Annotated in this window: 10 protein-coding genes; 2 read left to right on the top strand and 8 right to left on the bottom strand. The window is 70.8% G+C overall.

The genetic code is table 11. From position 1 onward, the window contains the following. From VGO10_RS00280 to cdd, 8 genes are all read right to left on the bottom strand, one after another. A partial coding sequence (locus VGO10_RS00280) for an ABC transporter permease (protein WP_327464073.1) occupies nucleotides 1-1163 on the bottom strand: 1163 nt, incomplete at its 3' end. Then, entirely contained in the window at nucleotides 1160-2449 is a 1290-nt protein-coding gene (locus VGO10_RS00275; RefSeq protein ID WP_327464072.1) for an ABC transporter permease, read from the bottom strand. The genes VGO10_RS00280 and VGO10_RS00275, both read right to left, overlap by 4 nt. 4 nt (nucleotides 2450-2453) lie before the next feature. Further along, nucleotides 2454-4031: an ABC transporter ATP-binding protein gene (locus tag VGO10_RS00270; RefSeq protein WP_327464071.1), complete on the bottom strand. Its 1578-nt coding sequence runs from the start codon at nucleotides 4029-4031 to the stop codon at nucleotides 2454-2456. A 2-nt stretch (nucleotides 4032-4033) separates the two neighbouring features. Beyond that, nucleotides 4034-5089, bottom strand: coding sequence for a BMP family ABC transporter substrate-binding protein (locus VGO10_RS00265; RefSeq protein ID WP_327464070.1), 1056 nt, complete (start codon nucleotides 5087-5089; stop codon nucleotides 4034-4036). A gap of 75 nt (nucleotides 5090-5164) precedes the next feature. Beyond that, nucleotides 5165-6175: an adenosine deaminase gene (gene add / locus VGO10_RS00260; protein ID WP_327464069.1), complete on the bottom strand. Its 1011-nt coding sequence runs from the start codon at nucleotides 6173-6175 to the stop codon at nucleotides 5165-5167. Further along, complete coding sequence (locus VGO10_RS00255) at nucleotides 6172-7473, bottom strand: thymidine phosphorylase (protein ID WP_327464068.1); 1302 nt, start codon at nucleotides 7471-7473, stop codon at nucleotides 6172-6174. Before VGO10_RS00255 ends, add begins: the two co-directional genes overlap by 4 nt. Further along, on the bottom strand, nucleotides 7474-8286 hold the full coding sequence (locus VGO10_RS00250; RefSeq protein WP_327464067.1) for a purine-nucleoside phosphorylase: 813 nt from the start codon (nucleotides 8284-8286) through the stop codon (nucleotides 7474-7476). Next, entirely contained in the window at nucleotides 8283-9194 is a 912-nt protein-coding gene (gene cdd, locus VGO10_RS00245) for a cytidine deaminase (protein WP_327464066.1), read from the bottom strand. The genes VGO10_RS00250 and cdd overlap by 4 nt, the downstream gene beginning before the upstream one ends. Before the next feature lie 79 nt (nucleotides 9195-9273). Between cdd and upp the strand changes: the two genes are divergently transcribed. Both upp and VGO10_RS00235 read left to right on the top strand, forming a co-directional pair. Then, nucleotides 9274-9897 (top strand): uracil phosphoribosyltransferase, encoded by a 624-nt coding sequence (gene upp / locus VGO10_RS00240; protein WP_327464065.1) that lies wholly within the window; start codon nucleotides 9274-9276, stop codon nucleotides 9895-9897. A 13-nt stretch (nucleotides 9898-9910) separates the two neighbouring features. Next, nucleotides 9911-10651, top strand: coding sequence for a TetR/AcrR family transcriptional regulator (locus VGO10_RS00235; RefSeq protein WP_327464064.1), 741 nt, complete (start codon nucleotides 9911-9913; stop codon nucleotides 10649-10651). Nucleotides 10652-10660 lie beyond the last annotated feature (9 nt).

The following is a 10660-nucleotide window of genomic DNA, read 5'->3' as shown; positions in this document are numbered from 1 at the left end:
GGCCGCGAGCGCCCGATCACGCCGGCCACGGCGATCAGGGTCAGGACGTACGGCAGCGCCTGGAAGAGCACCGCGGTCGAGGGCGAGAAGGCCGGCTGGCGTTGTGCCAGCGCGGTGGAGAAGCCGAACAGCAGCGCGGCGCCGAGCGCGCCGACCGGGTGCCACTTGCCGAAGATGACCGCAGCCAGCGCGATGAACCCGCGCCCCGCGGTCATGCCCTGGTTGAAGGAACCAACGAAGCCGATCGACAGGTAGGCGCCACCCATGGCGGCGAACATCCCCGACAGCACGACGGCGATGTAGCGCGTGCGTGGGACCGAGATGCCGACCGTCTCGGCCGCCCGCGGATGCTCGCCCACCGAGCGCAGCCGCAGGCCGCGCGGCGTGCGGAAGAGGAACACGGTCAGCGCCACGACGAGGATCAGTGCGATCCACGTGAGCGTGTTCGCGTGGCCGATCGCGTCGCCGAAGAAGGACAGGTTCTTGACGCCGGGGATGCTGATGTCGGGCACGCGCGGGATGTTGTCGGGGGTGCCCTGATCGCCGTAATGGTCGAGGAAGACGTAGCCCGTGACTCCGAGGGCCAGGAAGTTCAGCGCGATGCCGCTGACGATCTGGTCTGCGCGCAGCTGAACCGAGAAGAAGGCGTGAACGAGGCCCAGCACGCCGCCGGCCGCCATCCCGACCAGCAGCCCCAGGAACCACGAGTCGAGCAGATCGGCGCCGAAGATCCCGAAGAAGGCGCCCATGAGCATCATGCCCTCGAGGCCGACGTTCACCACGCCGCTGCGCTCGGAGATGATCCCGCCGAGCGCACCGAAGATCAGCGGCGTCGCGTAGCGCAGCGTCGCCGCGATCAGTGCCGACCACGCGACGACGTCCTGGAGGTTGCCGGTGCCCGACTGCGTGGCCGCCACCGCGCCGGTGCCCCCGACGAGGCCGGCGACGATCGCTCCCCAGCCGAGGCGCTTCTCGTCGCCGCCGATGGCCCACGCCCCCGCGGTCATGGCCAGCAGGCCGATCAGGATCGACGGGACCGGGGTGCGCAGGAGCGCCGGCGGCAGCGTGAGGAACCAGGCGACGAAGCCCAGCGCGATGCCGGCCCAGCCGGCGTGGCGCGCCTGCAGGCGCACGGGCGCTGAGGTGGCGACCGCGGTGCTCACGAGGACGCCTCCGCCTCGGCGGGCGCGGCGGGCGCGGCCGGTGCCGTGGGCGTACGGCGGAAGATCCCGCGCCCGCGGCGCAGCATGGTCAGCACGATGACGTCGGCGCTGACGATGAGCACGACGAGGCCCTGGATGATCAGCGTCAGGTTCCCGGCGAGCTCCGGCTCGAAGATCGTCGGGTCGAGGTTGCGCTGCGAGGTGCCGGTGAGCAGGGCGCCGAACAGCAGCGCGGCCACCACCGTGCCGCTGGCCGTGTTGCGGCCGAGCAGGGCGACGGCGATGCCGAAGAAGCCCAGGCCGACGTTCGCCGAGTTGAGGATGTCGTTGGTGGCGATGTGGAACTGCCAGCCGAGGAGGTCCACCGACCCCGCGAGCCCGGCGAACGCGCCGCACACGGCCATGACCAGGATGTAGTTGCGCGAGACGTTGATGCCGCCGTAGCGGGCGGCCTCGGGGTTGAAGCCGACCGCTCGCACCTCGTAGCCGGTGGTCGAGCGGTTGAGCAGCACCCAGAAGACGACGGCTGCCGCGAGCGCGATGAAGATCCCGACGTGGAGCCCCTGGAGCTCCGGGTCGCCCCAGAAGACCGGGAGCTTGGCCCCGGCCACGACGTCGGCCGAGACCGGCACCGACTGCTGCGACGGGTCGGAGTTCTGCAGCGGGCCGTTGAGCTGGAACAGGTAGGCGCCCACCCACACCGCGATCCAGTTGAGCATGATCGTCGAGATCACCTCGTGGGCACCGGCCACCGCCTTGAGTAGGCCTGCGATCCCCGCCCACACCGCGCCGGCCACGGTGGCGAGGACCATCGCCAGGACGACGTGCAGCAGCCTCGGCATGCCGGCGAACGACGACCCCGCCCACACGGCGACATAGGAGCCGACGAGGTACTGGCCCTGGCCGCCGATGTTGAACAGCCCGCAGCGGAAGGCGAAGGCGACCGCGAGCCCGGTGAGGATCAGCGGGGTGGTGGTGATCAGCGTCTGCTGGAGGTTGAGCGCCGCGGTGGTGCGGTCGTCGCTCGAGATCCACGGGAAGATCCAGTTCAGCCCGGTGCCGTTGAAGATCGCCTTGTAGGTCGAGATCGGGTTGTGGCCGGTGATGAGGATGACCAGGCCGCCGACGAAGAAGGCGAGCACTGCCGTGAGCAGCGGGACGATGACGCCCCCGCCCTGCAGGTAAGCCGCCAGCCGCGCGGCGGAGGTGGTGGCCGCGGCCTCGGGGCCGCCCTCGCCGGCGAGCGCCTGCCCTGCCGGGGGCTCGACGGGGTCCGGGCCGCTCAAGGGGTCACCTCGGCGGGGCGTCCAGCCCCGCCCTCTGAGACGAACGATCGGCGTCGGGCCGATCGAGATCCTCCCGCTGGCGCCCACCGCCGGTCATCGCGATGCCGAGCTCCTCCTCGGACACCTCGGGTGGGAACTCGCCCACGATCTCGCCCTCGTAGAGGACGACGATCCGGTCGGCGAGCGAGCGGACCTCCTCGAACTCGAGCGACACGAGCAGGATCCCGCGTCCGGCGTCGCGCTCGGAGACCAGGCGGCGGTGGACGAACTCGATGGCCCCGACGTCGAGGCCGCGGGTCGGCTGCGCCGCGACCAGGACGCGCGGGTTGCACGCGATCTCGCGCGCGATGACGCACTTCTGCTGGTTGCCGCCCGACAGCGACGTCGCCAGCGAGGTCGGGCCGCCGCCGCGCACGTCGTACTCCTTGATGAGGGCCTTGGCGCGGTCGCGCATGCGGCCGATGAGCAGCCACCCGTGGTTGGACATCTTCGGCGTGTTGTACTCGCGCAGCGCGAGGTTCTCGGCCAGGGTGAAGTTCAACACGAGCCCGCGGCGCTGGCGGTCCTCGGCGATGTGCGAGACGCCGTGGCGCACCATCCCGCGCGCCCCGGCGTTCGTGAGCTCCTTGCCCTCCACGGCGATGGAGCCGGAGTCGACCGAGCGCAGGCCCGTGATCGCGTCGACCAGCTCGGACTGGCCGTTGCCGTCGACGCCGGCCAGGGCCACGATCTCGCCCGCGTGCACGGTCAGGGTGGCGCCGTTGACCGCCGGCAGGTCGCGGTCGTCGCGCACGCGCAGGTCGCGGACCTCGAGCACCGGCTCCTTGGGCTGCGCGGGCGGCTTGTCGACGCGCAGCAGGACCTCGCGGCCGACCATGAGCCGCGCGAGCGACGCCTCGGTGGCGCCTTCGGTGGGGACGGTGTCGATGCGCTTGCCGCGCCGCAGCACGGTCACGCGATCGGCGACCTCCAGCACCTCGTTGAGCTTGTGCGAGATGAAGACGATGCCGGTGCCGTCCTCCTTCAGCGCCTCGAGGACGCGGAAGAGGTCGCCCGCCTCCTGCGCGGTGAGCACGGCAGTCGGCTCGTCGAGGACGAGGATCCTCGCGCCGCGGAACAGCGCGCGAAGGATCTCCACGCGCTGCTGCATGCCGACGCTGACGTCCTCGATGCGCGCGTCGGGGTCCACGGCGAGGCCGTAGCGGTCCGACAGCTCGCGCACGCGGGCCGAGGCCGCGTCGAAGTCGAGCAGCAGGCCCTTGCGCGGCTCGTTGGCCAGCACGATGTTCTCGGCCACGGTCATGACCGGGACGAGCATGAAGTGCTGGTGCACCATGCCGATCCCGTGCTCGATGGCCTCCAGCGGCGAGCCGATGCTGACGGGCCGGCCGTCGACGCGGATCTCGCCCTCGTCGGGCGTGTAGAGCCCGTAGAGGACGCTCATCAGCGTCGACTTGCCGGCGCCGTTCTCCCCGAGCAGCGCGTGGACCTCGCCGGACTTCAGGTCGAAGTCGACCGCGTCGTTCGCGACGATCGACCCGAAGCGCTTCGTGATCCCGCGCAGCTCGAGGGCGTTCTCCATACCTACTTGACGGTATCCGGGATGTTGGCGATCGTGCCGCTCGCGATGTCGTCCTGGACCTTCTTGACCTGGTCGGCGTACTTCGTGGCAGCCGTGTTGAGCTTGCCGTAGCCGATGCCGCCGGACTTCACCGAGTTGATGACGTCCTGGCCACCGGTGAACTTGTCGGCCTGGGCGCCCTTGATGGCGTTGACCACGGCGACGTCGACCTTCTTGAGCGCGCTGGTGAAGACCTGCGGGCCCAGGTAGGCCTGATCGGCGTCCACACCGATGCCCTGGATGCTCTTCTCCTTGGCCGCGTCGAGGACGCCGAGGCCGCACTGGCCCGCGACCTGGAACTCGACCTTGGAGCCCTTGGCGATCTGGTTGAGCGCGAGCTCCTTGCACTTCGCCTGGTCGACGAAGTCCTGGGAGTAGGCGTTGAGCGTCTTGATCGACGGATCGGCGGCCTTGGCGCCCGCCTGGTAGCCGGCGATGTAGTGATCGACCGGCGGGATCTTCTGACCGCCGACCGACGAGATCGTCGTGATGTTGTTGTCCTTGGCGTACAGGCCGGCGAGGTAGCCCGCCAGGTAGCCGGACTGCTGCTCCTTGAAGAGCAGGCCCTCGACGTTGCTGGGCTTGCCCTTCAGGGTGGTCGCGTCGACGTCGATGATCGCGAACTTGGTGTTCGGGAACTTCTTGGCGACGGTGTCGACCGCGTCAGCCATCAGGAAGCCGACGCCGATGACGAGGTCGTACTTCTGCTGGGCCAGCGTTGACAGGTTGGGGATGTAGTCAGCGTTGGACTTCGAGGTCAGGACACGACCGGTGACGCCGAGCGTCGACTGGGCGGTCAGCAGACCCTTGTTGGCCAGCGCGTTGAACGAGCGGTCGTTAAGGCCGCCGATGTCCGTGACAAGACCGACCTTGATCGCCTTCCCGGCCGGAGCGGCCGCGGTCGACGTCGTGCCGCTCGACGAGGAGCTGTTGTCGTCAGAGCCGCAACCGGCTGCGACGATGAGGATGCCGGCGGCGCCGAGAGCGGCGATGGCACGGCGAGTGGAACGTGCGCGCACTTGCGAGGTACTCCCTCTGGATTTGAACGGGACTACTGAGGGACAGCGCGGCCAACCCTGAGCCGCGGCGCAAACCTACAGGTCTCCCGGCTGGTGTGGTTGGTTTACCAGACCTTCAGTGTCCGAGAACGCCGCATCCAGCGCGGTTTCGGTGATCGTGCGGAGGTCCTGCAGGCTGCATCCCAAACGCTCGTGCGCCAGTTCGTACTCGCGCCCGATCGTCGTACCGAAGTACGGAGGATCGTCTGATCCCAAGGTCACCGGGACGCCGGCGGCGCGCAGCGCGCCGAGCGGATGGTCCTCATAGGACGGGAAGACCCCGAGGACGACGTTCGAGGTCGGGCAGACCTCCAGCACGATCCGGCGCTCGGCCAGCTCCCTGACCAACGCTGGATCCTCGATCGCCCGAACACCGTGAGAAATACGCACGACGCCGGGCAGCGCGAGCGCCGCGCGGATCGACTCCGGGCCCGCGTGCTCGCCCGCGTGCACCGAACAGCCGAGCCCCGCCTCGGCCGCGATGGCGAAGGCGCGGGCGTAGTCGCCGGCGGGGAAGCCGGCCTCGTCGCCGGCCATGTTGAAGCCCACGACGTAGGGATGGGCGAGCGCGACGGTCCGGCGGGCGACGTCCTCGCAGTCGGCCACACCGAAGTTGCGGACGATCGAGGAGATGATCCGGCCCACGATGCCGTGGTCGGCGTATGCGTCGTCGATGCCCTGCGCGATGCCGGCGAGGTGCTCGGCGTCGTCGAGGCCGACCTTGCGCCCGTGATCCAGCGACGCGATCAACTCAACGTAGACGGCGCCCTCCGCGGCGCAGGCGGAGAGGTACTCGTAGGTGATGTCGCGGTAGTCCTGGGCGGTGCGGATCGCGCCGGCCGCGATGTCGTAGGACTGGAGGAAGTGCAGGAAGTCGTTCCAGGCAAACGTGCCGTCGGGCCGGAACAGCCGCTCCTCGGGCAGCGCGATGCCGTTGCGCGCGGCCAGGCGCCGGATCAGGTCCGGCGTGGCGGTGCCCTCGAGGTGGACGTGGAGCTCGGCTTTGGGGACGCCGGCGACCGGCGAGACGGTCAGCTCGGTGCTCACCGCAGGACCTCCGCGACGACCGGAACGTCGGGCGGTGCCGTCTCCCCCACCACGATCGCCGCCCGCACGGCGGCCTCCGCCGCGTCGGCGCCAGCTTCGTCGCGCGCGTGGACCACCGCCAGCGGCCGCCCGCCGCGCGCGACGCCCGCTCCCGGGCCCGCGACAGCATCCAGCCCGACGGCCGGGTCGATCACGTCGCTCTCCACCGCGCGGCCCCCTCCGAGGTTCATCACCGCGATCCCCAGTGCCCGCGTGTCGTGCGCCACAACCACGCCGTCGCGATCGGCGAACACCTCGCGGATCACCGGCGCACGGTCGAGGCGCTGCTCGTAGTTGTCCATCATGTCGCTTGGGCCGCCGAGCGCCGCGACCATCGCCCCGAAGCGCTCGGCCGCGGCGCCGGAGGCCAGCGCGGCCTCGGGGTCGGCGTCGATCCCGCCGAGCTCGAGCAGCGCGCGCGTCAGCGCCAGCGTCACCGCGAGCAGGCGCGGGTCCGCGCTCGACGGATCGCGCAGCAGCTCGATCGACTCGCGCACCTCCAGCGCGTTGCCGGCGGTCGTGCCGAGCACGCGGTCCATGTCGGTCAGCAGCGCAACGGTCGGCAGGCCGGCCGCGACCGCGACGTCCACGAGCGCCCGCGCCAGCGCACGCGCATCGTCGAGCTCGCTCATGAAGGCGCCGTTGCCGTGCTTGACGTCCATGACCAGGCCGCCGAGCCCGGCGGCGAGCTTCTTGGACAGGATCGAGGAGACGATCAACGGGATTGCCTCGACGCTGCCCGTCGCATCGCGGATGGCGTACAACTTGCGATCGGCCGGCGCGAGGTCGTCGGTCTGGCCGCCGATCACGCAGCCGACCTCGCGGACGACCTTGCCCATCAGCGCCGCGTCGGGCGTCGCGTCGTAGCCCGGGATCGTCTCCAGCTTGTCCAGCGTGCCGCCGGTGTGGCCGAGCCCGCGGCCGGAGATCATCGGCACCACGCCGCCGCACGCCGCAACCAGCGGGGCGAGGATCAGCGACACCTTGTCGCCCACCCCGCCGGTCGAGTGCTTGTCGAGGACGGGCCTGTCGATGTCCGACCAGTTCAGGACCGTGCCGCTGTCGCGCATGCCGAGCGTGAAGGCCGGGAGCTCTGTGGTGTCGAGGCCGCGGAAGAAGACGGCCATCGCGAAGGCCGCGACCTGCGCGTCGCTGAGGCCGCCGTCACCGATGCCCGCCGCGATCGCCCGCAGCTCCTCGGGCGTCAGCGCCTTGCCGTCGCGCTTGTCGCGCAGCAGCTCCTTGGTGGGGCGGGCCATCTAGACGTAGTCCTTGACGAAGCGGGTCAGCACGCGCTGCAGGTCTGCGGAGGCCGTCGCCGCGCTGGCCAGCGTGTGCTCGTGGGTGAGGACCTCGTCGCCGAGCCCCTCAGCCAGGTTGGTGATCGCCGAGACGGCCACGACGCGCAGGCCGCAGTGGCGGGCGACGATGACCTCGGGGACGGTGGACATCCCGACGGCGTCGGCGCCCAACACTTTGAAGGCGCGGATCTCGGCCGGCGTCTCGAACGACGGCCCGCCGACGGCGAGGTAGACGCCCTCGCTGAGGTCGACGCCCTCGGCCACGGCCGCTGCCTTCAACGCGCGCTTGAGCGGCAAGTCATAGGCATCGCCAAGACCGACGAAGCGCGGGCCGATCGTGTCGTTGTTGATCCCGGTCAAGGGGTTGACGCCCATCATGTTGATGTGGTCGGTCAGCGCCATCAGGCGGCCGGGGCCGACGTCGGCGCGCAGCGAGCCGGCGGCGTTGGTCAACACGATCGACTCAGCGCCGAGCGCGCGCACGGTCCGCACGGGGACCGCGAGGTCGGAGACCGGGATGCCCTCGTAGAGGTGCGCGCGACCCTGCAGCACGACCACGGGCGTGCCGGCCAGCGTCCCGAGGACCAGCCGCCCGGCGTGGCCGGCCACCGAGCCGACGGGGAAGCCGGGCAGCTCGGCGTAGGGGATCGCGGTTGCGTCCTGCACCGCATCGGCCAGACCGCCGAGGCCCGAGCCGAGCACGAGGCCCAGGCGGGGCGTTGGCGCGTTCGCTCCGGCAGCTGCGCGGATCACGTCCGCTGCAGTGGTCATCTCTTCGCTTCCTCCAGATCGAACGCGAGCGGCAGCAGCTCGCCGAGGGTGACGGTCCGGCGGATGCCCTCCGGCCCGGCAAGGTGGACCGGCGTCTCGGGAGCGGCGAGCTCCGACAGCCGCTGGCGGCAGCCGCCGCAGGGCACGATCAGCTCGGTGTCGGCCATGACGACGACCTCGCGGATCGCGTGGCCGCCGGCGGTGATCAGGGCGCTGATCGCCGCGGCCTCCGCGCATGTGCCCTGCGGGTAGGAGCTGTTCTCGACGTTGGCGCCCGCGTGCAGTCCGCCGGCCTCGTCGCGCAGCGCCACGCCGACCTGGAAGTGCGAGTAGGGCGCGTAGGCGCGCCCCATGGCGCGCCGGGCGAGATCGACGAGCCGCGGCGTCGCGGCGCCTGCTTCCAGGAGCATCGCCGCGTAGCCGGTGGCGACCACGTCCTCGTCGGCGATCTCGAGCACGGCGCGCAGCTCGGCGACCTTGCGGTGCTCGTCGGTGAGATCGGAGTCCGCCAGCGCGACCGCCTCCAGCTCCAGCCACGTGCCGAGCCCCTCGACCGCGTCGAGGTGGATCCGCACGTTCTCCCACAACAGCAGCCGGCGGAACTTCTCCACAACCACGACTGTGCCCAAAGCATCGCCCAGCGCGGCCTTCAACGCCGCCGGGTCGGGTGCGGGCACCAAGTGATACGCGCTGGTCCGCGCGACCGCCTCGTCGGCGCGCGCGTAGGCGATCAGCGTTCCGGCGCCATCCTGCTCGCGCAGCTTCAGGCGTCCCTCACGTGCGACGAAGTAGGTGTCGACCTGCGTCAGGACGCCCTGATCGGCGGCTCCGTGGGCCAAGGCGGCCGCGAGCGTCGCCTCCGGATCGTCATCGCGCGCCTTGAGCTCAACGTTGCGGTGTGGGGCCATCGCCGCGCCAAGCTACTACCTCGCCGTTCGGCTACCGCCTCGCCGTTCGGACACCCGCATGGAATAACGTCCATCCGCGATGGATGGGCTGCGTGTCGTCGACCACCCAGTGATGGCGAGAGCCGTCACCGAGCTCCGTGCCGTGGGCACGTCACGCGCTGCGTTCCGGGTTGCGATGGCCGACGCGTCATCGATGCTCGCCTACGAGGCGCTGCGCGATGTGCCCACGCGCGAGGTCGAGGTGCAGACGCCACTGGAGTCCACCGTCGGCTCACGTCCGACGCCGGTCATGGTCGTCGCGGTGCTGCGCGCCGGCCTCGGGATGGTCGACGGCTTCCTGCGCTACGTGCCGGGCGCGTCGGTAGCCCATCTCGGCATGCGCCGCAATGAGGAAACACTCGAGCCCGAGGACTACTACGAATCGCTGCCCGAAGGCATCGACAGCTCCACCGTCTTCGTCGTCGATCCGATGCTCGCCACCGGCGGCAGCGCTACGGCGGCGCTGGCCCGGATGCGCGCTGCCGGCGCTCGCGACCTGCGGCTGGTTTGCCTGATCGCCGCGCCCGAGGGCGTCGCCGCAGTGCGCGCCGCGCACCCCGAGGTGCCGATCTTGACCGCCGTCTTGGATCGCGGACTCGACGAACGTGGCTACATCCGTCCCGGCCTCGGCGACGCCGGGGACCGCCTCTTCGGCACCGACTGACGGAGCTTGCGCAATGAGCGATCTCGGAGAAGACCCCGCCACTGATCCGCCGGCCGACGCGCCGGCGGACCCGCCCCCACCCCCGCCCAGTGCGGCCGGCGCACAGCAGCTCCCCAAGGGGCGTCATGGCCTCTCGCGGGCGTTCATCGCCTCCAACCAGCGCGAGCGGCTGCTGGACGCGATCGCCAACGTCGTCGCCGACAAGGGCTACGCGGGCACGCGCGTCGCCGACATCACCGACTACGCCGGGGTCTCGCGCAAGACCTTCTACGAGCTCTTCACCGACAAGGAGGAGTGCTTCCTCGCCGCCTTCGACGCGATCAACAAGCTGTTGATGGACCGGATGGCGAGTGCGCTGACCGACCTCTCCGACAGCAACTGGCGCGTCAGGGTCCGTGCGCTGCTCGGCGAGTTCCTGCGCTTCCTCGCGGCGGAGCCCGCCTTTGCGCGCATGTGCATCGTCGAGGTGCTCGGCTCCGGCTCCGCGGGCCTGGCCCGACGCGACGCCGCGATCGAGGCGTTCGTCCCCATCGTCGACTCCATCCCCCGTTCTCAGCCCGGCGCCGAGCAGTGGCTCGCGCCGCTGACGCCGGTCTTCGTCACCGGCGGGATCCTCGAGGTCATCTACGCGGCGATCCGCCGCGGCGAGATCGCGACGCTGCCCGAACTCGAGGACGACCTGACGCGGCTGGCCTTCCGCACCTACCGCGAGGATCCTGACCATCCGCCGCAGGAGAGCTCCGGCACAGGGTGAGTACGTTGG

It is taken from the genome of Baekduia sp. (genome assembly GCF_035996765.1).
GTDB lineage: Bacteria > Actinomycetota > Thermoleophilia > Solirubrobacterales > Solirubrobacteraceae > Baekduia.
This window is presented reverse-complemented; position numbering and strand designations above follow the sequence as displayed.

Excerpts from the sequence above, each read along its gene's own strand:
- VGO10_RS00270 (WP_327464071.1), bottom strand. The coding sequence starts at position 4,031 with ATGGAGAACGCCCTCGAGCTGCGCGGGATCACGAAGCGCTTCGGGTCG.
- VGO10_RS00255 (WP_327464068.1), bottom strand. The coding sequence starts at position 7,473 with ATGGCCCGCCCCACCAAGGAGCTGCTGCGCGACAAGCGCGACGGCAAG.
- VGO10_RS00250 (WP_327464067.1), bottom strand. The coding sequence starts at position 8,286 with ATGACCACTGCAGCGGACGTGATCCGCGCAGCTGCCGGAGCGAACGCG.
- cdd (WP_327464066.1), bottom strand. The coding sequence starts at position 9,194 with ATGGCCCCACACCGCAACGTTGAGCTCAAGGCGCGCGATGACGATCCG.
- upp (WP_327464065.1), top strand. The coding sequence starts at position 9,274 with ATGGATGGGCTGCGTGTCGTCGACCACCCAGTGATGGCGAGAGCCGTC.
- VGO10_RS00235 (WP_327464064.1), top strand. The coding sequence starts at position 9,911 with ATGAGCGATCTCGGAGAAGACCCCGCCACTGATCCGCCGGCCGACGCG.